This window comes from Actinoplanes sp. NPDC004185 (assembly GCF_053603475.1).
This window is the reverse complement of sequence record NZ_JBSGFR010000030.1, coordinates 44,213-67,319: the sequence shown is the minus strand read 5'-3', so window position 1 is coordinate 67,319 and position 23,107 is coordinate 44,213. Positions and strand designations below refer to the sequence as shown.

Genomic DNA, 23,107 nt, shown 5'->3' with positions numbered 1-23,107 from the left:
TCATGGGTGCCATGTTCGTTCGCTTACCCTTCGCCGAATTGGGTAGATGAAGGCCACTCGAAGCGGCGATGATCGTCACTGACAGGGGGGAGGGGCGCTATGGAACGGGGACCGATGGCGCTCTTCGGGGCCATCGTCGCGATCGGCCTCGGACCGGCAATGTGGCTCGGCGTCCAGTTCGGTCAGGTGACGTTGTCGCCTGAGCGTCCGCCCGCCGTGACAACCGTGCAGAACGACGTGGAGGCGCCCCGCGGAGGTTCCGGTGCGGGCGACGCACCGACCGAGGCCGAGGCGATCCAGCCCGAACCGAAGTCGAACACCCAACCGCTCACCCGGACCAAGAACGCCCGCCCGGCCACGACCAGGTCGCCGTCGCCGTCGCCGTCCGATTCGGAGAAGCCGCCGACGTCACCGACCGACCCGGCCTCCTCGGAGACGCCGGATCCCGGTGACCACGAGACGACACCGCCGACGGAGTCGACGACCCCGCCGGACGATCCGCCGCCGGATGACGAAGACCCGGCCGTGCCGCCACAGCCGCCGACCGACCCGAAGACCGAGCAGACCGCGAACGACACCTCACTCGTCTGACGATTGATCCACCCGGAGCCCGGGCCCGAGCGGCCCGGGCTCCGTGCTTTCCGAAGAAGCAATGGGGAGACAGTCCGGGGAAGCGGCGGAAAGAGGAGCGGAGGAAAGAGGAGCAGCGGAGAGATAGGTGCGGCTCAGGCCGCGGGCCGTCTCCGCGAAGCATTCCCGCAGCTCCGGCGGATCCAGCACCTCCGCGTCCGCCCCCAGCTTCAACAGCTCGATGTGCCCGTGCCGCACCGATTCGATCGGCACCGTCGTGGTCAGCCACCCGTCGTCCCCGGTCGGCCCCGCGCAGGCCCGGGCCGACCGCGCCATCTCCGGCGGGAAGACGTACGCCATCCGGTCGAGGGCCTCGGTCGTCATCCGTACGGTCGCCTGCGCCCGGTAGACCCCGCGCTCGTACTGCTCCGTCCACTCCTGCCAGAACCGCGCCAGATCAAAACCGGCCGGTCGGTGCGCGGGCTCGTCGAGCAGTCCGGCGTCGAGGATGTTCACCACCCGGTACGCCGTGACCCGCTCCTCGAACCCGGCCACCAGATACCAGCGTCCCGCCTTCAGGACGACGCCCAGCGGGGACAACGTCCGGGTCACCTCGCGGGGTGCCTTCCAGCGCCGATAGCGGACCTCGATCTTGCGCGCCCGCCACACCGCGTCCGCCACCGTGGCCAGGTGCGGGGTGGGCTCGTCGGCGCGGAACCAGCCCGGCGCGTCCAGGTGGAAGCGTTCGCGTACCCGGTCCGCCCGGTCCGCCAGCTCACCCGGCAGCGCCGCCCGCAGCTTGAGCTCCGCGGCCGCCAGCACCGAGCCGAGGCCGAGTTCCGCGGCCGGGCCCGGCATCCCGGCGAGGAAGAGCGTGCCGGCCTCGTCGCCGGTGAGGCCGGTCAGCCGGGTGCGGTAGCCGTCGAGCAGCTGGTAGCCGCCGGCCGGGCCGCGGTCGGCGTAGACCGGCACGCCGGACGCGCCGAGCGACTCGACGTCGCGGTAGACCGTCCGGACCGACACCTCGAGCTCGTCGGCGAGTTCCTGGGCGGTCATCCGCCCACGGTTCTGCAGCAACAGCAGCAGGGAGAGCAGCCGGGACGCGCGCATCCGCCCAGCATGGCACCGGCCGCGTGCGGTGGGCACGCGGCCGGGAGGCGGGACGGGGTCAGAGGCTGAGGATGCGGTTCAGCATGTCCCGGTATCCGCGCAGCTGCACCCGCAGCTGCTCGGTGTCCTCGGTGTCGTTGTTCAGGCCTTCGCGCTGCGAGCGCAGGCTGGCGGAAAGCTTCTCGACGGCCTCGTCGACCAGCTTGGCGGCGTCGCCGGCGGCGTCCTTGGGGCTGTCGACGAAGCGCAGCTGCACGTCCCGCCACCGCTCCTGGAACGTCCGGGCATCTTCCTGGTCGAACAGGCTGCCGGGCTTCTCCGCCGTGCTGCCGGAGGCCGTGGCGGTGCCCGTGGTCGTGGCAGCGGCAGCGGCCGCGGCAACCGGGACGGCCGCTTCGGCGGGCGGCGTGCTGTCGATGGGCGTGCCCGTGGCCGGGTCGACGGCCTTGGGGTCGTCGAAGCCACCGTCGTCCTTGAGCGGGGCGCCGTCCGAGGCGGTGCTGTCGAGGGGAGTCTCGGTGGCCGGGTCGACAGCCTTGGGGTCGTCGAAGCCACCGTCGTCCTTGAGCGCGGTGGACGTCACCGGGACCTGGTCGTCGAAGGTGGTGACCGAGTCGTCCCGGTTGCCGTCCCTGTCCTGGTCGGGGAGGGTGTCGGACCGGGCGGCGACCGCGCCGGGGCCCGTGCTGGTCGTGTCGTCGAGCGGAACGTCCACCACGTCGTCGGGGTCGGTGCGGTCACGCCCGTCGCGGGTGTCCTCGGCGGTCCAGGTGGCGGGGACGGTGTCGGGTGCGGTGACCGTGCCGTGGCCGGGGTGCGTATCGGCGGCCGAGCTGACCACGCCGTCGCCCGGAGCGACGTTGGCGTCGTCGCCGACCCCGGTGTCGGCGGCCGAGTCGCGGTCGGTCGCGTCCCACCGGTCGTTGGTCGGGTTGGCCATGGCCGACGCCGCCACCGCGCCGCCGACGGTCGACGCGCCGAAAGCGGTCGGCTGCGGGCTCGGCTCGTGGAACGGCGGCGGGTCGGTGTCCTCGCGGCGGGTCACGTCGTCCTCCTGGTCCACGACACCGTCCCGGTCGGTGTCGGCGGCGTCGGTGCGGTCGTCGGCTGTGGGCGGAGTGTTCGACCAGGGCGACGGCGGCCGCTGGTTCGGTACGGCCACCGGCTCGGACCGTACCCGCTCGGTCCCGTCGTCCTGGGCCTGGTCATCGCTGGACTCGCGCGCGTCGTTGGAGAAGAAACGCATGGTCGGCTCCTCAGCGGCTCGTGGCGTCGGGACGGGAGCCCGCGACGTCGCTGTCGTGGTTGTTGATCTGCTGGTTGGGGACCTTGGGCTCGTCCGCCGGGGTGCTCGCGCCCTCGCTGCGGACCGGGTTCTCGCCGAGCAGGTCGGCGAAGAGGGCACGGTAGTGGACCAGCGCCTGCCGCAGGTCCTCGGTGTCCGCCTGGCCGTTCTTGCTGCGCTCGCTGATGGCGTGGGCGTCACGGTAGTGCTCGAGCGTGCGGGCGTGCTCGACGGAGAGGGTGGCGAGCTGGTCGTCGTAGTCGCCGGTCGGGTAGCCGCGCTCGGCGATGAGCCGGGTGGTCAGCTCGTCCGCGGTCGACACGGCGGTCTCGGGCGCGTCCACGAACTGGATCTGCACCTCTTCCCAGGCCACCGAGTACTTCGCCTTGGACTCGGCGGACAGCGGCTTGAGCTCGAGCTCGGCATGCCGCTTCTCGCGCTCGCGCAGCTCACGCTCGGCATCGGTACGGCTGTCGGCGTCGGCGACGACACGGTCGTACTCGGGGCCGAAGGTCTGCTGCAGCTTCTTGCGGCGGCCGGCCCGCACCGCGAGCAGAATCGCGGCGACGATCACCAGCACGACGATGATCAGGACGATGGTGAGCCAAGCGGACATGGCGTTCCTCCTTCTTCACCCGGAGGTATGCCCACTCAACCAGGGTCATCAATCCGATTCCAGGTGCCGGGGTGAAATGCTCTTCGCCTGGGCCGCGAGCGCGGGCCCGGACCGCTTCGACCGCTTCCCGGGTGCTTTGTGGAGATCCATGGCACACCGGTGAGGTGGCTGGGAGCGCATCCATTCCGTATTCTGCCGGAGGCGCACGCAGCACCGATGTCAACGGCCGTCAATCCCTCGTCCGTGGTCACCCGGTCCTGCGTGCCGACGGTCCTGTAATCCCCTCGGGCGGAGTCTGATGCGAACCCGCAACTGGTCGATCCGTTCGAAGATCATCGCGCTGGCCGCGGTCCCGCTGACCGCCCTGCTGGCGCTGTGGGTCTTCGCCACGGGCGTGACCGCCGGCCCGGCGATGAAGCTGCTCTCGGCGCAGACCCTGGTCGACAAGGTCGGCTCACCCGGCGAGCGGCTGGTCGGTCAGCTCCAGCTGGAACGCCGGCTCTCCGTCGCGTACCTGGCGGACGACCAGGCCGTCCCGCCCGCGCTGGTCGCCCAGCGGGCCTCGACCGACCGCGCGGCCGCGGATTTCCGCCGCTCGGCCGGCAGCGCCGACGCCCAGGACGCCGCCGACGACGTGCTGCGCACCCGCATCCGGCAGCTCTTCTCCGACCTCGACGGCCTGAACGAGAACAGGCAGCACATCGACCGCCGCGAGGTCGACGCGCTCGGCGCGCAGAACCTCTACAACAGCATGGTGGAGTCCGGCTTCCGGATGTTCATCGCCACCGCGGCCTTCGGCGACGAGCGGATCGACCGCAAGATCCGCGCGGTGGTCACCATCGCCCGCGGCCAGGACTACCTGAGCCGCACGAACTCCCTGGTCGGCGGCGCGCTGGCGGCCGGCGAGCTCAGCGCGCCCGCCCGCAACGACCTGGTGCAGGCGATCAGCCTGTCCCGCTTCCTGCTCGCCGAGGGCGTCACCGACCTGCCCGCGCAGGACCGGACGGCATACCAGAAGCTCAGCACCGGCGCGTCGTTCAGCCGGCTCAGCGAGCTGCAGGACGAGCTGCTCAGTGACAGCCGGCCCGGCACCGCGCTGCCGATCACCGCGGCGCAATGGCGGCCGACGTTCGACACGGCGACCCAGCAGCTGACCGCGTTCGAGGTCAACGCCGTCGCGGCGCTGCCCGGCGACGCCCGGCCGGTCGCCGTGGACGTGCTGGTCCGCCTCGGCCTGGCCGGCCTGCTCGGCCTGATCGCCTTCATCATCTCGATCATCGTGTCGGTGCGGGTCGGCCGGTCCATGGTCGGCCGGCTGACCCGGCTGCGCGGCGAGGCCCTGGAGATGGCCGGCGAGCGACTGCCGACGGTGGTCAAGCGCCTGCAACGCGGCGAGGCCGTCGACGTCGAGGTCGAGACGCCACCCCTGGAGTACGGCCGGGACGAGATCGGTCAGCTGGGCCGCGCGTTCAACGAGGTCCAGCGCACGGCCGTGCAGTCAGCGGTCGAGGAGGCGAACGTCCGCCGCGGCATCAACGAGGTGTTCCTCAACATCGCCCGGCGCAGCCAGACCCTGCTGCACCGCCAGCTGGCCCTGCTGGACAAGATGGAACGGCGCGAGACCGAGCCGGACGAGCTCGAGGACCTGTACCGCGTCGACCACCTCGCCACCCGCATGCGCCGGCACGCCGAGGACCTGGTGATCCTGGCCGGCGCCGCCCCGGGCCGCGGCTGGCGCAACCCGGTGCCGGTGATCGACGTCGTCCGCGGCGCGATCAGTGAGGTCGAGGACTACAAGCGGGTCGACATCGTCTCGGTCGAGTCGTCGGCGGTGCTGGGCCGGGCCGTGGGTGACGTCATCCACCTGCTGGCCGAGCTGCTGGAGAACGCGGCGTCGTTCTCACCGCCGCAGACCCGGGTCCAGGTGGTCGGTCAGGTCCTGCCCAACGGGTACGCGCTGGAGATCGAGGACCGCGGCCTGGGTATGTCGCCCGAGGCGCTCGCCGAGGCCAACCGCAAGCTGCTCGAACCGCCGGACTTCGACCCCGCCGACAGTGCCCGGCTGGGCCTGTTCGTGGTGGCCCAGCTCGCCGACCGGCACGGCATCCGGGTCTCGCTGCGCCCCAGCGGCTACGGCGGCGTGACAGCGGTCGTGCTGGTCCCCGGCGAGCTGGTCACGACCGGCCAGGCCCAGGTCGCGTTGCCGGCCGGCCCCACCCCGCCCGACAAGTCCTGGGACAGGCCGCTGGTCGGCACGGGCACCGAGGACCCGGCCCGCAGCTCCCTCGGCGCACTGCAATGGCAGGGCACCGAGCAGGTCCGCTCGATCGCGATGACCGGCCGCCCGGTGACCATCAACGGCACGGCGACCGTCGGCCCCGAGCTGACCGACGACACCGTGCGCCCCGGTTCGGACCGGCATGAGCCTGCCACCGCGAAGGGCGCCGATGTGGGCGATCCGACCCGGCCGCTGAGCAGGCACACCCTCGGCCTGTCCGACACCCCGGTGGTCGAGCCGGCCGAGCCTGCCGCAACGTTCGGCGGCCCGGCGCCCAGCGCGGTCGTGGACGGACTGACCGAGGACGGGCTGGTGCAGCGGCGCCGCACGAAGCCGCGGCGGGGGAGCGGTCAGCGGGCGGCCCCGCCGGCCCTGCTGCCACCCAACCTCACCTCACCGGACGGACTCTCCACGGCGCCTGGTTCTTCCGCGCCCGGATCGGCTGTCCCTGGTTCCGCTGCGGCTGGCTTCCCCGCCCCTGGTTCGCCTGCGCCGGTCGCCCCGGCGGGGCCGGCGTCGCTGAGCTCGGACTTCCCGTCCGCCGGCAACGGCCGGACGACGACGAACGGCAACGGCCTGACCGGCGCCGGCCTCAACGTGCCGGGCGTGGGTGGCCCGGCCCTCGACGGTCCCGGCGTGGGCGGCTCACGCTCGGACAGCCCTGACGCGGGCGGTCCCGCTCTGGACAGTCCCGCTCTGGACAGTCCTGGCCTGAACGGCCCCGGTCTGAACGGCCCCGGTCTGAACGGCCCCGGTCTGAACGGCCCCGGACTGACCGGGCCCGGTCAGGACGGGCAGAGTCTCGACGGCCCGCTACGGCACGGCGAGGGCCCGGCGATGCTGGGCACTCCGCCGCAGGTGCCGCCGCGGATCCCGGCACCCCGGACCGCCCCGGACGCGATGCCGGCGATCCCGAAGGCGATGCCCCCGGTCGCCCCGGCGATGCCCAGGGATGTGCCGGCCGACGATCCGTCGGCTGACGAGGCCGACGAGCCCCTGCTGCCGCGCCGCGTCCGTCAGGCCAGCCTCGCCCCGCAGCTGCGGGGACCGGTCGCCGAGCAGACCGCGGCCCCGTCGCGTTCGCCGGACCAGGTCCGGTCCTTGATGAGCGCCCTGCAGCAAGGCACCACCCGAGGCCGGCGTGAAGCGGCCGGACTGGCCGCCGCGGCGACCGGCGGTGCCCGGGACGACAGGGCAAGCAATGGTCCGGAAACTGACAAACAGCGGACGGTTGGGGAGCCGATGTGGTCCGAGGCGGCTACCGTCATTTTCCCGGCAGTGCAGGACCCGGTGGCGGCCGGATCCGACAACAGCACAGACAACGCGCCCGAAAATCACGAGAACCGGCCGGATAAGGACGCATAAGTGGGATACACGACAAACCAGAGTGCCAACCTCACCTGGCTGCTCGACGACCTGATCGAGCGAGTGCCCTCGGCGCAGCAGGCTGTGGTGCTGTCCGCGGACGGGCTCATGATGGGCGCCTCGGCGGCCCTGAGCCGGGAGGACGCCGAGCACCTGTCGGCGATGGCAGCGGGCTTCCAGAGCCTGGCCAAGGGCGCGAGCCGGCACTTCCGGGCCGGCCCGGTGCGCCAGACCGTGGTCGAGATGGAGGACGCGTTCCTCTTCGTCACGGCCGCCGGGCTGGGCGCGTGCCTGGCGGTGCTGGCGGCCAGCGACGCGGACCTGGGCCTGATCGCGTACGAGATGGCCATGCTCGTCACCCGGGTCGGGCAGACGATGGATGCGCCGGAACGGCCCGCCGGGTCCGATGCCCGCTGACCGACGGCCCTCGCACGAGTGGGGCCCGACGCCGGCGCAACCGCGGGCATCGCACACCTGGGAAGGCGGGCACCGGGCCGACCCGCTGCGGGCCCCGCACGACTGGATGGACCAGGACGCGGGCCCGGTGGTCCGGCCGTATGCGGTCACGCAGGGCCGGGTCGCCCCTTCCGGCGGCGAGTTCGACCTGGTCGCCTTCGTGGTGGCGACCGTGCCCGACGCGCCGCCGGCACCGTCGCTGCAGCCGGAGCATCATGCTCTGGTCGGCGCGGCGTGGGAGCCCACGTCCGTCGTGGAACTAGCCTCCAAACTGGACCTCTCCATCGGGGTCGTCCGGGTCTTGCTGGGTGATCTACGCTCGGCGGGATTGATTTCGCTCTACGAACCCCCCGCGGCCTCTCAGCCGCACGACGTCGACGTACTCAAGGCGGTTGTCAATGGACTCCGTGCGCTCTGACCGAGACGGCACGCGTTCGCGTATCCCGGTCGCGCTCAAGATCCTCATCGCCGGCGGGTTCGGTGCGGGCAAGACCACCATGGTCGGCTCGGTCAGCGAGATCCGGCCGTTGCAGACCGAGGAGGTGCTGACCGGTGTCGAGGGCGCCGACGACACCTCGGGTGTCGAGGGCAAGCGGACGACGACCGTCACCATGGACTTCGGTCGCATCACGATCACCGAGGATCTCCAGCTCTACCTCTTCGGCACGCCCGGGCAGGACCGGTTCTGGTTCCTCTGGGACGAGTTGTCGCAGGGCGCGCTCGGTGCTGTCGTGCTGGCCGACACCCGGCGGCTGGCGGACTGCTTCCCGTCGATCGACTATTTCGAACAGCGCGGCACGCCGTTCGTCGTGGCGGTGAACTGTTTCGACTCCGACCGTCGCTTCGGCGCGAAGGCGGTCGCCAAGGCGCTCGATCTCGACCCCGATGTGCCGGTGGTGGAGTTCGACGCCCGCGAGCCACTGGCCGCCCGCAACGTGCTGATCGAGCTGGTCGAGTACGTCGCGCGCCGGCAACTGCTGGCGGCTGGCGCCCGCTGAGGGCTCCGGCGCGGGGTCAGCCGTAGTGCGCTGAGGGGTACGTCGACGGCCAGCCGCCGGGCGGCGTGCCCTGCTGCGCGACCGGCAGGCAGATCAGCTTCGAGGAGAGCCGGTTCACCGCGCGCATCGGCAGCACGCCGCGGATGACGAGGTCCTCCGGCTGGGCGTAGGGGCCGCGGTTGAGCCGGTCGATCACGATTCCGTGGGCCTGCTCCGAGCTGATCCCGGGCAGCCGGGCCAGTTCGTTGCCGGGCACGTGGTTGACGTCGACCAGGCCGCCGTCGTCGAACGCGCGCATCAGGTCGGGCCGGCCGATGCCCAGGGCGCGGGCCCGTTCCGGGTCGAAGGTGGCGAACTGGCGGGCCTGGTCGCGCAGGGTGCGGCTGCGCGGGCTGTCGCCGGGGTGTGACGCCAGCACCGCGCCGTGCACCGCCGAGGTGATGGCGATGGCAGCGAACATGGTGAAGGCGATCCACTCGGTCGGGTTGAGGTCGGGACTGTCGACCGGGCTCGGGTTCGATGCGGCGATGACGAAGGCCACCACGAACAGCACCGCATAGCCCAGGGCGAAGAGGAACTGGCGTCGTTCCTGGCGGCGGAAGCCCGCGTACACGAAGTAGATCCAGCTGCCGAACGAGCAGATGATGATCGGCAGCGCGGCGGCCATGATCACCTCGCCGACCGGGAACCGTTTGCGGGGCGGCGCGTACGCGGGCGGCGCCGGCGGCGCCAGTCCCCAGGCCGCTGCACCGATCGGGTACCGCGCCGGGCCGGGCGCCGGCCGCCGGTCCGGCACCACCTCGGTGACATCCGGCGGCACGTACTGCTGCACGTAGCCACCCGGTGGCGCGACCACGGCCGAGGCCGCGGGCCGGGCGTTCTCCGGCGAGGCGCGCGGCGCCGGGATGTCGTCGCTGTCGGCCCACGGGTCGACCGGCTCGGAGTAGAACGGCTCACCGCGCAGGATCTTGCGGTGCGTCTCCTGCATCCGTTCGCCCGGCTCGACGCCGAACTCCTCGAGGAAGTAGGCGCGGGCGTCGCGGAACGCGGCCAGCGCCTCGGCCTGCCGGCCGCCCTGGTGCAGCGCGATCATCAGCTGCGCGCGCAGCCCCTCGCGCAGCGGGAACTGCTCGACCAGCCGCACGAGGTCCGGCATCAGTCCGGTGTGGTTGCCCCGGGCCAGCTCGATGTCGGCCCACTTCTCCCACGCGGTGGCCCGCGCCTCGGTGAGCCTGGCGCGGGCGGAGTCGAAGGCGGGCCCGGTCAGCCCGGCCAGCGCTTCGCCCTGCCACAGCTGCAAGGCGCGGCGCAGGGTGTCGGCCGCCTCGGCGAGCTGTCCGGCCTTGCGTTCGGCGGTGGCCTGGGCCAGGCCGGCCTGGAACCGGTCGGCGTCCAGGGCGCCCGCGTCGGCGCGCAGGACGTACCCGCCGTTGGCCAGAGCGATCAGCTCACCCGGGGTCCGCGGTGAGCGGTCCGGCTCCAGCACCCGGCGCAGCCCGGCCACGTATTTCTGGACCACATTGGAGCCGTTCTCCGGTGGCTCGTCACCCCAGACGGCGTCGACGATCTGGTGGGTCGGCACCGGCCGTCCGGCGTTCAGCAGCAGCACGGCGAGCACCGCACGCTGCTTCGCCGGCCCGAGGTCGACCTCCTCGGCGCCCCGCAGAGCGCGTACGTCACCGAGGATCTCGAACCGCAGCGCGGGGTCCGACGGTGTCCCGGTCACCGCGATACCCCCCTTGAGCAGCCCGTATGGGAAACGGCAGCGGAACGGCAGCCGGCAGCAGCATAGCGGCAGCCCGGCGGCAGCACTGTCACCCAGGCTTCACTGCGTCAACTCGACATGGCGGACCGGCCGGGCCGGCCGCCGCGGGAGAGAAAGCGATGACGTGATGAATGTTTCTGAGGCTCGGCTGGCCGGTCTGGGTGTCCTGCTCGCGGTGAGTGTCGCGGCCGGTGGCTGTGGTGTCGCGGACGCCGTCGGGGACGCGGCGGCGCCCGCCTCGGCCAAGCCGCTCGCCCCGCGGGACGCGCTGCTGAAGTCCCTGCCGGACGCCTCGACCGGCAGCTTCCGGTTCGAGGTCGAGGACGGCGAGACCCCGACCGCCGGGGAGTTCGACGCGAGCAAGCAGAGCTACCGGGTCGGCTTCCGCTACCGGGAGCCGTCCGCGGGCTTCACGCTGCACTCGGACTACCTGGTGGTGAAGAAGCAGTCCTGGATCAAGATCCGCTTCACCGGTACGGAGGGCCTGAGCGGTCTGCCCAAGCTGCCCAAGAAATGGATGCTGCTCGACCCGGCCAAGGTCAAGTCCAAGGACGTCCCGGTGGCCTACGACAACGAGACCGATCCGGGCGAGGCCGGTGTGGTGCTGCGCGCCGCCGTCGACGTCCAGCAGACCAGCGCCGGGCACTTCGCCGGCACGACCGACATGACCCAGTTCGGCGATTCCTCGGTGGTCGAGCCCGCCCGGCTGAAGGCGCTGGGGGACAAGGCCAAGGCGGTGCCGTTCGAGGCGACGGTGGACGGCGAGGGGCGGCTGACCTCGACGGTCGTGCGGATCCCGGCCGCGGGCAAGACCAAGGCCGGCAGCTACGAGATCACCTATGCCGATTACGGCAAGACCCCCACGCCGGCCCCGCCGGCGGCGGACGAGCAGCAGCCGGCGACCAAGGCCGCCTACGAGCTGATCAACGCCTGAGGTACGGGGGACAGTGGCGGTCGCGCGGGTCTGACGGGGGTCCGCGCGCCCGCCGCCCGCCCGTGATTGGATCTGGGGCATGGGCGCGAATCACGAGTACGTCTTCCTCGGCTGCTACACCGGTGAGAGCGGCGGCGAGGGGGAGGGCATCGCGCTGTTGCGGCGGGACCCGGCCACCGGTGACCTGACCCGGCTGGGCGTCGTCGCCCGTACGCCGTCGCCGTCCTTCCTGGCCCAGCACCCGCGGCTGCCGGTGCTGTACGCGGTCAACGAGCTGGTCGCGGGCACGGTGAGCGCGTTCGCGATCGCGGAGGACGCGTCACTGACCCCGCTCGCCGTACGGTCCACCGGCGGCTCGGCCCCGTGTCACCTCGCGGTCTCGGCCGACGCCCGCCACCTGCTGGTGGCCAACTACCTCAGCGGCGACGTGTCCGTGCATCCGCTGGACGCCGACGGAGTGCCGGCGGAGCGTTCCGATCTGCTCCGGTTCGAGGGGCAGGGTCCGGTCGCGGACCGTCAGGAGGCGCCGCACGCGCACATGGTCGCGCCGGATCCGAACGGCCCCGACGTGCTGATCACCGACCTGGGCTCCGATCGGGTGTGGCGGGCCCGCCTCGACCCGGTGTCCGGCCGCTTGACGCTGGTCGGTGCCGCGATCGTCGCCGCGCCCGGCACCGGTCCGCGCCATCTGCGGTATGCGATCGACGGGGCGCTGCTGCTGGTGGGCGAGCTGACCGGCGATCTGACCTGGTACCGACCGGACACTTCGGACGGCAGCCTGCGGCCGGCCGGCGGGGTGGCGAGCAGCTCCGACAAGTCGAACTATCCTTCGGAGCTGGCGACCGGCCGCGACGGCCGTTTCGTGTACGTGGGCAACCGCGGCCCCGACACGGTCTCGGTGTTCGCCTGGGAGCCCGCGGGCGGCACTCTGATCGCCGAGGTGGCGACCGGCGGGCAGTGGCCGCGGCACCTGGCCCTGCTGGGGGATCACCTGTACGTAGCCAACGAGCGTTCACATAACGTCACGATCTTCCGGATCGACCCGGATACCGGCATCCCGCAGTCCCAGGGCGAGCCGGTGGCCGAGGGAAGTCCGACGTGCGTGCTGCGCTGGAATGCGATCACCGGCTAGCTTGCACGGCCCGGATTGGCTTCATCACGGAACGTGAATTAAGTACGGGAAAACCCCAATCCGAGTAACTTTCGTCCGAACGTATATGGCATTCGCGTCTTCTACTGCGCAGTATGGAGCGCGTGTCAGGCCGCCATCGCAGAAACTTCAATCTCAGAGGAGCCGGCGTCGTCGCATCAGCGATGGCGATCGTTGTCGTCCTCGCTGGTTCCTGGCTCGGCTATCAGAGTCTCGCCGCGGACAAGTGCTCCGGTCAGATCAAGCTGACCGTCGCTGCCGCCCCCGAGATCGCCCCCGCCGTGGACCGCGCTGCTCAGCAGTGGAGTTCCGGCGGTGCCAGTGTCAACGGAACCTGTGTCGCTGTGAACGTGACCGGCGTCAACCCCGCGACCACGGCCTCGGCCCTGGCGCTCAAGCACGGTGTCACGCTCACCGGTCTTCCTCCGGCGGGTAAGTCGTCGCTGGTCCCGGACGTGTGGCTGCCGGACTCGTCGACCTGGCTGCTGCGGCTGCGCTCCCAAGCCTCCGGCTTCGTGCCGACCGACGGCAAGTCGATCGCCCGCAGCCCGGTCGTGGTCGCCATGCCGGAGCCCGTCGCCCAGCAGGTCGGCTGGCCCGACAAGAAGCTCGCCTGGTCCGACCTGCTGGCCAAGATCACCACCGGCAACTCGCTGCGCACCGGCATCGTGGACCCGACCCGTGACGCGGCCGGGCTGGCCGGTCTGCTGGCCCTGGGCAGCGCCACCGGCACCGACCCGGCGGCCAAGGCCACCCAGGTCGGCGCCCTGCGCGCGCTCGCCGCCGGCAGCTCCTCGCTGCGCGACGACCTGCTGCAGAAGTTCCCCCGCTCGCTCGACGCGGCCGACCTGGCCAGCAGCATCAGCGCCGCCCCGCTCTCCGAGGAGGACGTGGTCGCGTACAACGCGGAACGCCCCGAGGTGAAGCTCGCCGCGCTCTACCTGGAGCCGACGCCGCCGGCCCTCGACTACCCGTACGCGGTCATGCCCGAGGTCGACCTGACCAAGGCCGCGGCCGCGACCGGTCTGCGGCAGGCGCTGGAGCAGCCCAGCTTCAAGAACGAGCTGGCCGCCTCGGGTCTGCGGGCCGCCGACGGCACGGTCGGCAACGGCTTCGCGGCCCCGGTCGGCGCGCCGGCGGCCTCACCCGCCGCGGCCAAGCCCGCCGGTGGTTCCGAGGGCAAGGCTGCGGCCGGCCTGGACGCCGGCGCACTCAACCGGGCGCTGGGCAGCTGGGCCGCGATCACCCTGCCGGGCCGCGCGCTCGCCGTCTTCGACGTGTCCGGTTCGATGCTCACCAAGGTGCCGACGGCCGGTGGCCTGACCCGCGCCGAGGTGACCCGACGGGCCGCCGCCCAGGGTCTCGCCCTGTTCGACGACAAGTGGGCGGTCGGCACCTGGATCTTCTCCACCGAGCTGGTGGGCAAGCAGCCGTGGAAGCAGATCGAGCCGATCAGCCCGCTCTCCTCGCGGCGGGCCGCGCTGGCGGCCTCGATCCAGAAGATCCAGCCCAAGGAGGGCGGCCAGACCGGTCTCTACGACACGGCGCTGGCGGCCTACAAGAACGTGCAGGACAGCTGGCAGGGGGGCCGGGTCAACTCGGTGCTGCTGTTCACCGACGGGGCCAACAAGAACCCCGACGGGATCAGCCGGGCCACCCTGGTCGCCGCGCTCAAGAAGCTCGACGACCCGACCCGGCCGGTGCGCCTGGTGATCATCGGTATCGGCAACGAGGTCGACCGCGCCGAGCTGGAGGCGATCGCCAAGGCGACCCGCGACGGCGGCGTCTTCGTCGCGCCCGACCCCGCGAAGATCGCCGACATCTTCCTCGAGGCGATCTCGTCCCGCTCGGGCGCCAAGAGCTGACCCGCTGAAGGACACCACGGCCGCCGGTTCCCGCGAGGGAGCCGGCGGCCGTCTCAGTTCGTCGTGCCGCCGGTCCAGTCGAGACAGACGGCCACCGCGTCGTCGTCCAGGTCGCCGCCCACGAAGGCCCGCAGATCGCCCAGCAGCGAGCGGATCGCCTGCAACGGCGCCAGCGAACCGGTCCGCCGGACGAACCGGTGCAAAGACGACTCGCCGTAGCGGCTGTTCTCCTTGGCGGCATCGAAGACGCCGTCGCTGACGACCAGGAGCCGGTCGCCGGGGCGCAAACGGAAGGTCTGCGTCCGGTACTCCGAGGTCTCGAACATCCCGAGGGGGAACTGCGCCTCCAGCGGCTCGTCCCGCACCTCGCCGTCGCGCAGCACCATCATCCGCGGCGAACCGGCATCCACCGCCTGCACCACCCCGGTCCGCAGGTCGAGCTCCAGCAGCAGCGTCTCCACGTGCAGGTCGCCGCGATGCTGGGCGAAAACCGCCTGATCGGCGAGGGCGGCCTGGTCGGCCAGCGCCAGCCCGGCGCGGCGGGCATTGCGCAACGCGTACGTGGCCAGCGACGTCAACAGAGTGGCGTTCATCCCGTCGCCGTGACCGTTGAGAACGTTCAGGTAGAGCAGCCCGTCCTGCTCGGCCCAGTCGAAGCTGTCGCCGTGCACCGCGTACGACGGCTCGAGCTGCCCGGCCAGGCTGAACGACGGGCCGGTGCGGCTGCGCCCGGGCAGCAGCTCCCACTGCATCTCCGCCGCGAGCGTGAGGCGCCTGGTGCGGGCGGCAACCGCGTACCGGTCCGTGCCGGCGGCTGCCGCCTGCAACTCGTGCGCGAGCATCGAGGCCACCTCGGCCAGCTCGGCCCGGGTGGCCGCCGAGTCGGGCACCGGTGTGAAGCGCAGCACCCCGATCCGTTCGCCGCGCGCGGTCACCGGCACGAAACCGGAGTGCCCGGCGATGACCTCGCTCTGGTGGTCGAACGAACGCCACGCCGGATCGCCGGCCCGGGTGACCGGGGGGCCGTCGAGCAGTGGCAGCAGGGTGGCCAGGCGATAGTCGACCAACAGGAGGTCGAGGTCGGTCACCGCGTACTCCTTGCCGGCCGTCTCCGCCAGGCACTCGACCAGGCGATCGGCCGGCGCGTCGCCCAGCGCGCGCCGGACCGCGGTCAATCGGTCGGACACGGTTTCCACCCCTCGACAGCCTCCGGCGTACGGGTAGTCTCGGCTGCACCATGGCCGAACACCATGGGCCGGATGGGCCGGACCCGATGCGCGCCGCGGCAGTCGACGACGCCGCGCCCGCACTGCTGGCCACGTGGGATGCCGCTCGTCAGCGGGCCACCCCGCTGCTCTCCGGCCCCCAGCTGAACGCCCTGCTCGTGGTCGAACGCGAGGAGGGCATCAACCTGCGCGGCCTGGCGACGCAGCTGCGGATGATCCTCTCCTCGGCCAGCCGGCTCTGTGACCGCCTGGTGGCCTCGGGCATGGTGGAACGCGCGCCGGGCCGGGCGGACCGCCGCGAGATCGCGTTGTTCCTGACGCCGTCGTCCCGCCAGCTGCTTGACCATCTGCGCACCACCCGCCGTGAGCTGCTGACCGACGTGCTGGAGCGGATGACGCCCACGGGCCGGGCCTCGCTGCTGCGCGGCCTGACCGAGTTCGCCGCCGCGGCCGGCGAGGCGCCGGACTCCACGGTCCGCTCGGCCTGAGCCTACGGCCGCCACCGGGCCGGTGAGGTCTGCTCGCCCGCGGCGCTCGGCCCGGCCCAGCTTCACGGCCGGCGGCGGGCCAGCCAGGCCGCGGGGTTGTCGAGGACGCCGCGCAGCACCGACCCGGCCGCCCCCAGCATCGCCGCGTCCGCCCCGAGCGTCGCGGCCCGCAGCTGCACCGGCGACCAGGCGGCGGTGAGCACCCGCCGGCCCGCCTCGGCCGCGATGCCGTCCCGCAGCCAGGGCAGCAGCGACGCGTAACTGCCACCGAGCACGATCGTCCGGACGTCGAGCAGGTTGACCACAGTCGCGATAGCCATGCCCAGCGCAGCACCAGCCGCCGTGAGTGCGGCCAGCGCGGCAGGCTTCCCGGACGTCGCCGCAGCTGCCAGTGCACTGACCGTGCCGACCCCGGCGGCGCGGAGCACAGCCTCCTGACCCGCGTACTGCTCGAGGCATCCGCGGGCGCCGCACCGGCAGCCCGGACCATCGGAGTTGATCGGGATGTGCCCGATCTCGCCGCTCCAGCCCCGGGAGCCCCGGTACAGCGCGCCGTCGAGGACGATGCCGGCGCCGATGCCGATCTCACCGCTGACGTAGACGAAGTCCTGGGGGAGCTCGCCGACATCGAGCTCGCCCAGCGCCGCGAGGTTGGCCTCGTTGTCGACCGTCATCGCCAGTCCGTCGGGGAGGTCTCCGACGGTGACGTCCTGCCAGCCGAGGTTGGGCGCGATCCGCACCATGCCGTCGGCGGCGACCAGGCCCGGCACGGCCAGGACCGCGCCGGCGATGGTCAGCCCGTCCGCTTCGGCGAGCGCCCGGGCCCGGGCGGCGAGCCGGCCCAGCCCGGCGAGCGCGGTCTGTGGCTCCTGGAGGCGCTGGTCACCGGGCTCCACCAGGCGGTGCCGGACGGTGCCGGTGAGGTCGACGACACAGGCGCCCCGATAGTCGACGTTGATCTCCAGGCCCAGTCCGGCCGGACCGTCCGGCGCGACGACCAGGCCCACGGCGGGCCGGCCGGCTCCGGTGCGCGGGGCCGGCTCGCGTTCGGTGAGCAGGGCGCCGGTGACGAGGTCGTCGACGAGCGCGGAGACGGTGGCCCGGGTGAGCCCGGTGGCCGCGGACACCGATGCCCGAGATATCGGATCTGGGCTGTTCGCCACGGTTCGCAGCACCAGCGCGAGATTATGGGCCCGCACGCTCGATTGCCGGACCGGGGAACCTGTAGCACTCATCATCCGGCCCGTCACGCCCTTGACAATGCCACACCGCCGCCAAATAATTCAACCAATAAACAAATCAGTTCTGTTACGTGGAGGTAACCGTGTCGGTCCAGCCCACCCGCGAAGACAAGTTCTCCTTCGGTCTCTGGACCGTGGGCTGGACTGCCCGTGACCCGTTCGGTGACGCCACCCGGGCCGACCTCGACCCGATCGAGGCGGTGCACAAGCTCGCCGACCTCGGGGCGTACGGCATCACCTTCCACGACGACGACCTGGTGCCGTTCGGGTCCGACGCGCACACCCGCGACGGGATCATCGCCAACTTCAAGAAGGCCCTCGAAGAGACCGGCCTGATCGTGCCGATGGTGACGACCAACCTGTTCACCCACCCCGTCTTCAAGGACGGCGGTTTCACCAGCAACGACCGCAGCGTCCGCCGGTACGCGCTGCGCAAGGTCCTGCGCAACATGGACCTCGCCGCCGAGCTGGGCGCCAAGACCCTGGTGTTCTGGGGTGGCCGGGAAGGCGCCGAGTACGACGTGGCCAAGGACGTCCAGGCAGCGCTCGACCGCTACCGCGAGGGCCTCAACCTGCTCGCCCAGTACTCCGAGGACAAGGGCTACGGGCTGCGCTTCGCCATCGAGCCCAAGCCCAACGAGCCCCGCGGCGACATCCTGCTCCCCACGGCCGGGCACGCCATCGCGTTCATCAACGACCTCGAGCGCCCCGAGCTGTTCGGCATCAACCCCGAGGTCGGCCACGAGCAGATGTCGAACCTCAACTACACCCAGGGCATCGCCCAGGCGCTGTGGCACGGCAAGCTCTACCACATCGACCTGAACGGCCAGCACGGCCCCAAGTTCGACCAGGACCTCGTCTTCGGCCACGGCGACCTGCTCAGCGCGTTCGCCACGGTGGACCTGCTGGAGAACGGCGGCCCCGGCGGCGGCCCCGGCTACGACGGCCCCCGGCACTTCGACTACAAGCCCTCCCGCACCGAGGACTACTCGGGCGTGTGGGAGTCGGCCAAGGCCAACATGCGCATGTACCTGCTGCTCAAGGAGCGCGCGGCGGCCTTCCGGGCCGACCCGGAGGTGCAGGCGGCGCTGGAGGAGGCCAAGGTGCTGGAGCTGTCGAAGCCGACGCTGAACGACGGCGAGAGCTACCAGGATCTGCTCAACGACAAGAGCGCCTTCGAGAACTACGACGTCGACGCGGCCGGTGCCCAGGGCTACCACTTCGTGAAGCTGCACCAGCTCGCCATCGACCACCTGCTGCGCGCCCGCTGATCTTCGACGGAGAATGAGCCCCATGACGCTGGTAGCCGGGATCGATTCCTCGACACAGTCCTGCAAGGTCGTCATCCGTGACGCCGAGACCGGCAAGCTGGTCCGGCAAGGGCGGGCGACCCATCCCGACGGGACGGAGGTGCATCCCGACGCCTGGTGGTCCGCGCTGCAACAGGCCATCGACGAGGCCGGCGGCCTGGACGACGTGGCCGCCGCGTCCGTCGCCGGCCAGCAGCACGGCATGGTGGTTCTGGACGAGAACGGCGAGGTCGTGCGCCCGGCGCTGCTCTGGAACGACACCCGCAGCGCCGGGGCCGCGGCCGACCTGATCGAGGACCTCGGTGGCGGCGACGCCGGCCGCCGGGCCTGGGTCGACGCGGTCGGCATCGTGCCCGTGGCCAGCTTCACGCTCACCAAGCTGCGCTGGCTGGCCCGGCACGAACCGGCGGCGGCGGAGCGGGTGGCGGCGGTCTGCCTGCCGCACGACTGGCTGACCTGGAAGCTCTCCGGTGCGCAGGGCCTGGACACCCTGCGCACCGACCGCAGCGACGCCAGCGGCACGCTGTACTGGTCGGCCAAGTCCCACCAATACCGGCAGGACCTGCTCGAGCTGGGCTTCGGACGGCGCCTGCTGGTGCCCGAGGTGCTCGGCCCGACCGGCATCGCCGGGCATCTGCCCAACGGCGCGCCGCTCGGCCCGGGCGCGGGCGACAACGCCGCGGCCGGTCTCGGTGCGGGGGCGCTGCCCGGTGACGTGATGATCTCCATCGGCACGTCCGGCACGGTGTTCGTCTCGTCCGACGTCGCCCCGGACGACCCGAGCGGCACGGTCGCCGGCTTCGCCGACACCACCGGCCGGTTCCTGCCCATCGTCGTCACGCTGAACGCCGCCCGGGTCCTCGACGCGGCGACCCGGCTGCTCGGCGTCGACCACGAGGAGCTGTCCCGGCTCGCGCTGTCCGCGCCCGCGGGGGCGGACGGGCTGGTGCTGATCCCGTACCTGGAAGGCGAGCGCACTCCGAACCGGCCGAACGCGACCGGTGCCGTGCACGGCCTGACCCTGCGCACGTCGGACCCGGCGCACCTGGCCCGGGCCGCGGTCGAGGGCATGCTGTGCGCGCTCGCCGACGGCCTGGACGCCCTGGTCGCCCAGGGGGCGACGGCCAACCGCATCGTGCTGGTCGGTGGCGGCGCCCGCAGCGAGGCGGTCCGCCGCATCGCGCCGGCCCTCTTCGGCCTGCCGGTCCTGGTCCCACCGCCCGGCGAGTACGTCGCGGACGGGGCCGCCCGCCAGGCCGCGTGGGTCACGGTGGGTGGTGACGCGCCACCGACGTGGTCCGCCGAGACCCCCGAGGTGTACGAGGACAGCAGCGCGCCGATCATCCGGGAGCAGTACGCCGCCGCCCGCGACGCGGTTGTCGACAGGGTGTCCCGCTAACCTTCGTCGCGTGAGATGGCGGGGAGGGCCGGCGCATCGCGCGTACAGCGTGATCGTCTTCGTCATCCTCGCGTCCCTGGACAACGTCGCGATCAACCTGGTCCCGCCGTTGTACGGCAGCATCGCCGACGAGTACGCCGTGGGCGAGGGCCACATCGCCCTCGCCACCACGGTGATGTTCCTGATCAGCGCGGTCGCCGCGATCGCCTGGGCGTACGCGGGGGACCGCCTCGACCGCAAGCCGGTGCTCATCGCCGGCACCCTGATCTGGGTGGCCGGCACCGCCTGGTCCGGCCTGGCCGGCAGTTATCCGTCGTTCCTGCTGTCCCAGGTGCTGGCCGCGGTCGGGCTGGGCGGGGTCGCCAGCGTCAGCTTCTCGGTGGTCAGTGACCTGATCTCACCGCGGCGCCGGGGCCTGGTGATGAGCTTCTGGGGCCTGTCCCAGGGCGTCGGCACCCTGGTCGGCACGTTGCTGGCCGGGGTGCTGGGCTCGGCCGACTGGCGGCGGCCGTTCGTGGTGGTGGCCGTGGCCGGGGTGATCGCCACGGTGGCGTACGTCTTCACCTTCGACGTGCCGCGCGGGGACAGCCAGCCGGAGCTGGCCGGCGTCGAGTACGACGAGCGGATCCACCACGACCACCTGCCCCGGATCCTGCGCCGGCGGACCAACGTCTGGCTGATCCTGCAGGGTCTCACCGCGCAGATCGCGTTCGGGTCGCTGGTGTGGCTGCCGGTGCTGTTCCGCTCGCGCGCCGAGGACCAGGGCTACACGACGGCCACCGCGGTCATCGTGGGCAGCGTCTTCGCCACGTTGTTCCAGCTCGGCGGGGCGCTGTCGATCCTGGGCGGGCTGATCGGCGACCGGCTGCAACGCCGTACCCCCCGGGGCCGGGCCCTGGTCGCGGCCGTGGGCGTCATCGCCGCCGTGCCCTTCTACGTGGTGCTGTTCTTCGTGCCGTTCCGCATCGACGTGCCGAACGGCGGCAGCGCCGGCGACGTCGTGCTGGCCATCCTGGGTCAGGTCTTCACCGAACCGACGGTCGGCCTGAGCCTCGCCACCGCCGTCTTCGCGCTGGCCCTGACCTCGGCGAACTCGCCGAACTGGTTCGCCCTGATCGCCGACGTCAACCCGCCGGAGCACCGCGGCACCGTGTACAGCCTGGGCAATCTGGTCAACGGGGTGGGCCGGGCCGGTGGCAACGCCCTGGTCGCGCTCGTCTTCCGGCAGCTGGCGGGGGCGTTCCCGCCGCCGCTGAACTACGCGGTCGGCCTGGCCGCGTTCCAGTTGTTCTTCGTCCCCACCGGCGTCATGTACTGGCTGGCCAGCCGGACGGTGGCCAGGGACATGGCGGACACCCATGCGGCCCTGGCCACCTACGGTCAGCGGGAAGAGGTCAGACCCGCGCCCACACAGTGACGTCCTGCGGCACCCGGCCGTCGTCGGTGAGCGGGCCGCTGGCCAGCTGCACCCGGGCGTTGAGCGGCAGCTCGGCCGGCGCGTCGCCGAAGTTGGTGAGCACCAGCAGGTCGCTGTTGCGGAACGCCAGCACGTCCGCCGGGGTGTCCACCCAGCGCAGCGTGCCGGTGCCCAGGCCGTGCCCGGCGCGCAGCCGCAACGCCGACCGGTAGAGCTCGTACGTCGAGCCCGTCACGCCGCGCTGGCGGTCGAGTGCGTACTCGGCCCACACGCTGGGCTGGGGCAGCCAGCTCGCGTCGGCCGGCCCGAAGCCGTACGACGGGGCGTCGGCCTCCCACGGGATCGGCACCCGGCAACCGTCGCGACCGCGTTCGGCGTGCCCGGAGCGCTCCCAGGCCGGGTCCTGCCGGTATTCGTCGGGGATCTCGGTGGCCTCCGGCAGCCCCAGCTCCTCGCCCTGGTAGAGGTACGCCGAGCCGGGCAGGGCCAGCATCTGCAGGGTCGCCGCGCGGGCCCGGCGCAGGCCCAGTGCCACGTCCGGCTGCGGGTCGCCGATGCCGATGCCGTGCTTGCGGGGCTCGCCGACCGGGTAGCCCAGCCGGGTCGCGTGCCGCACCACGTCGTGGTTGGAGAGCACCCAGGTGGTGGGCGCGCCGACCGCGGCGTTGGCGGCCGTGGTGCTGTCGATGACCTTGCGCAGCGGGTCGGCCGACCACGGGGTGTCGAGATACTCGAAGTTGAAGGCCTGGTGCATCTCGTCCGGGCGTACGTAGCGGGCCAGCCGGTCGGCGGGCTGCACCCAGGCCTCGGCGACCAGGATGCGGCCCCCCTCGTACTCGTCGAGGACCGAGCGCCACTGCTGGTAGATCTCGTGCACGCCGTCCTGGTCCCACATCGGCGGCGGCGGGGCACCCTCGGGCGCCAGGCCACCGAGGATCTCACCGGCGTAGTGCCAGTCGGCCAGCTCGGCGTCCTTGATCAGGCCGTGGGCCACGTCGACCCGGAAGCCGTGGACGCCGCGGTCGAGCCAGAACCGCAACACGGAGACGAACTCGGTCCGTACGTCCGGGTTGCCCCAGTTGAGGTCCGGCTGCGAGACGTCGAACAGGTGCAGATACCACTGGCCGTCGCTCACGCGTTCCCAGGCGGGCCCGCCGAAGACGCTCTGCCAGCCGTTCGGCGGCTCGCTGCCGTCCGGGCCGCGGCCGTCGCGGAAGATGTAGCGCTCACGTTCCGGGCTGCCGGGCGCGGCGGCCAGGGCGGCCCGGAACCAGGCGTGCTCGTTGGAGGTGTGGTTCGGCACCAGGTCGACGATGACCTTCAGCCCCAGGGCCCGCGCCTCGCCGATCATCTTGTCGGCGTCACCGAGATCGCCGAAGCGCGGATCGACCGCTCGGTAGTCGGCCACGTCGTAGCCGGCGTCGTGCTGCGGCGACGGATAGAACGGCGACAGCCACACCGCGTCCACGCCGAGCTCGCGCAGGTCGCTCAGGCGGGCCGTGATGCCGGGCAGGTCACCCATCCCGTCGCCGTTGCTGTCGGCGAAGGAACGCGGATAGATCTGGTAGATGACGGCGCTGCGCCACCAGTCGGTCTCGGGGGATGGCATGTCCCCAGGCTAACTGCGCCGGGGC

Annotated in this window: 19 protein-coding genes; 12 read left to right on the top strand and 7 right to left on the bottom strand. The window is 72.2% G+C overall.

The window, feature by feature from the left end:
* Positions 1 to 99 precede the first annotated feature (99 nt).
* On the top strand, positions 100 to 591 hold the full coding sequence (locus tag ACWEOZ_RS28240; RefSeq protein WP_451913684.1) for a hypothetical protein: 492 nt from the start codon (positions 100 to 102) through the stop codon (positions 589 to 591).
* Here the strand turns inward: ACWEOZ_RS28240 and ACWEOZ_RS28235 are convergent.
* Genes ACWEOZ_RS28235 through ACWEOZ_RS28225 form a run of 3 tightly spaced genes read right to left on the bottom strand, consistent with a single transcriptional unit; the run spans position 580 to position 3,581 of the window.
* Positions 580 to 1,680: a helix-turn-helix transcriptional regulator gene (locus tag ACWEOZ_RS28235; RefSeq protein WP_451913683.1), complete on the bottom strand. Its 1,101-nt coding sequence runs from the start codon at positions 1,678 to 1,680 to the stop codon at positions 580 to 582. The two genes, ACWEOZ_RS28240 and ACWEOZ_RS28235, sit on opposite strands and share 12 nt — an antisense overlap.
* A gap of 58 nt (positions 1,681 to 1,738) precedes the next feature.
* A complete protein-coding gene (locus ACWEOZ_RS28230; RefSeq protein WP_451913682.1) occupies positions 1,739 to 2,926 on the bottom strand; it encodes a hypothetical protein in 1,188 nt (395 codons plus the stop codon).
* A 10-nt stretch (positions 2,927 to 2,936) separates the two neighbouring features.
* Complete coding sequence (locus ACWEOZ_RS28225; RefSeq protein ID WP_360555013.1) at positions 2,937 to 3,581, bottom strand: hypothetical protein; 645 nt, start codon at positions 3,579 to 3,581, stop codon at positions 2,937 to 2,939.
* A gap of 298 nt (positions 3,582 to 3,879) precedes the next feature.
* Here ACWEOZ_RS28225 and ACWEOZ_RS28220 point away from each other — a divergent pair, with 298 nt between their 5' ends.
* The 4 genes from ACWEOZ_RS28220 to ACWEOZ_RS28205 all read left to right on the top strand — a co-directional run bounded on the left by ACWEOZ_RS28220 (position 3,880) and on the right by ACWEOZ_RS28205 (position 8,678).
* A complete protein-coding gene (locus tag ACWEOZ_RS28220) occupies positions 3,880 to 7,224 on the top strand; it encodes a nitrate- and nitrite sensing domain-containing protein (protein WP_451913681.1) in 3,345 nt (1,114 codons plus the stop codon).
* Entirely contained in the window at positions 7,225 to 7,641 is a 417-nt protein-coding gene (locus tag ACWEOZ_RS28215; protein ID WP_212989688.1) for a roadblock/LC7 domain-containing protein, read from the top strand.
* A gap of 106 nt (positions 7,642 to 7,747) precedes the next feature.
* Complete coding sequence (locus tag ACWEOZ_RS28210; protein WP_360555403.1) at positions 7,748 to 8,098, top strand: DUF742 domain-containing protein; 351 nt, start codon at positions 7,748 to 7,750, stop codon at positions 8,096 to 8,098.
* Positions 8,079 to 8,678 (top strand): GTP-binding protein, encoded by a 600-nt coding sequence (locus tag ACWEOZ_RS28205; RefSeq protein ID WP_360555009.1) that lies wholly within the window; start codon positions 8,079 to 8,081, stop codon positions 8,676 to 8,678. The genes ACWEOZ_RS28210 and ACWEOZ_RS28205 overlap by 20 nt, the downstream gene beginning before the upstream one ends.
* Before the next feature lie 16 nt (positions 8,679 to 8,694).
* Here the strand turns inward: ACWEOZ_RS28205 and ACWEOZ_RS28200 are convergent, their stop codons facing one another.
* Positions 8,695 to 10,404 (bottom strand): BTAD domain-containing putative transcriptional regulator, encoded by a 1,710-nt coding sequence (locus ACWEOZ_RS28200; RefSeq protein WP_451913680.1) that lies wholly within the window; start codon positions 10,402 to 10,404, stop codon positions 8,695 to 8,697.
* 166 nt (positions 10,405 to 10,570) lie between these two features.
* Between ACWEOZ_RS28200 and ACWEOZ_RS28195 the strand changes: the two genes are divergently transcribed.
* The 3 genes from ACWEOZ_RS28195 (at position 10,571) to ACWEOZ_RS28185 (ending at position 14,392) form a co-directional block, all read left to right on the top strand.
* On the top strand, positions 10,571 to 11,377 hold the full coding sequence (locus ACWEOZ_RS28195; RefSeq protein WP_451913679.1) for a hypothetical protein: 807 nt from the start codon (positions 10,571 to 10,573) through the stop codon (positions 11,375 to 11,377).
* 79 nt (positions 11,378 to 11,456) lie between these two features.
* Complete coding sequence (locus ACWEOZ_RS28190) at positions 11,457 to 12,509, top strand: lactonase family protein (protein ID WP_451913678.1); 1,053 nt, start codon at positions 11,457 to 11,459, stop codon at positions 12,507 to 12,509.
* 182 nt (positions 12,510 to 12,691) lie between these two features.
* Positions 12,692 to 14,392, top strand: coding sequence for a VWA domain-containing protein (locus ACWEOZ_RS28185; protein WP_451913677.1), 1,701 nt, complete (start codon positions 12,692 to 12,694; stop codon positions 14,390 to 14,392).
* A gap of 53 nt (positions 14,393 to 14,445) precedes the next feature.
* On the opposite strand, the gene ACWEOZ_RS28180 is transcribed toward ACWEOZ_RS28185, so the two are convergent.
* Complete coding sequence (locus ACWEOZ_RS28180; protein ID WP_451913676.1) at positions 14,446 to 15,579, bottom strand: PP2C family protein-serine/threonine phosphatase; 1,134 nt, start codon at positions 15,577 to 15,579, stop codon at positions 14,446 to 14,448.
* A gap of 50 nt (positions 15,580 to 15,629) precedes the next feature.
* On the opposite strand from ACWEOZ_RS28180, the gene ACWEOZ_RS28175 reads away from it, so the two are divergent.
* Positions 15,630 to 16,106 (top strand): MarR family winged helix-turn-helix transcriptional regulator, encoded by a 477-nt coding sequence (locus ACWEOZ_RS28175; protein ID WP_451913675.1) that lies wholly within the window; start codon positions 15,630 to 15,632, stop codon positions 16,104 to 16,106.
* A 62-nt stretch (positions 16,107 to 16,168) separates the two neighbouring features.
* Here the strand turns inward: ACWEOZ_RS28175 and ACWEOZ_RS28170 are convergent, their stop codons facing one another.
* The gene (locus ACWEOZ_RS28170) at positions 16,169 to 17,233 is read right to left on the bottom strand and encodes an ROK family protein (RefSeq protein WP_451913674.1); all 1,065 of its coding nucleotides are present in this window, start codon (positions 17,231 to 17,233) and stop codon (positions 16,169 to 16,171) included.
* Between the two features lie 197 nt (positions 17,234 to 17,430).
* Here ACWEOZ_RS28170 and xylA point away from each other — a divergent pair, with 197 nt between their 5' ends.
* Genes xylA through ACWEOZ_RS28155 form a run of 3 tightly spaced genes read left to right on the top strand, consistent with a single transcriptional unit; the run spans position 17,431 to position 21,473 of the window.
* On the top strand, positions 17,431 to 18,618 hold the full coding sequence (gene xylA / locus ACWEOZ_RS28165; protein WP_451913673.1) for a xylose isomerase: 1,188 nt from the start codon (positions 17,431 to 17,433) through the stop codon (positions 18,616 to 18,618).
* Positions 18,619 to 18,640: 22 nt separating this feature from the next.
* Positions 18,641 to 20,056, top strand: coding sequence for a xylulokinase (xylB, locus tag ACWEOZ_RS28160; protein WP_451913672.1), 1,416 nt, complete (start codon positions 18,641 to 18,643; stop codon positions 20,054 to 20,056).
* Positions 20,034 to 21,473 (top strand): MFS transporter, encoded by a 1,440-nt coding sequence (locus ACWEOZ_RS28155; protein WP_451913671.1) that lies wholly within the window; start codon positions 20,034 to 20,036, stop codon positions 21,471 to 21,473. The genes xylB and ACWEOZ_RS28155 overlap by 23 nt, the downstream gene beginning before the upstream one ends.
* Here the strand turns inward: ACWEOZ_RS28155 and ACWEOZ_RS28150 are convergent.
* Positions 21,451 to 23,082, bottom strand: coding sequence for a glycoside hydrolase family 13 protein (locus ACWEOZ_RS28150; protein WP_451913670.1), 1,632 nt, complete (start codon positions 23,080 to 23,082; stop codon positions 21,451 to 21,453). The two genes, ACWEOZ_RS28155 and ACWEOZ_RS28150, sit on opposite strands and share 23 nt — an antisense overlap.
* Between the last annotated feature and the right edge of the window lie 25 nt (positions 23,083 to 23,107).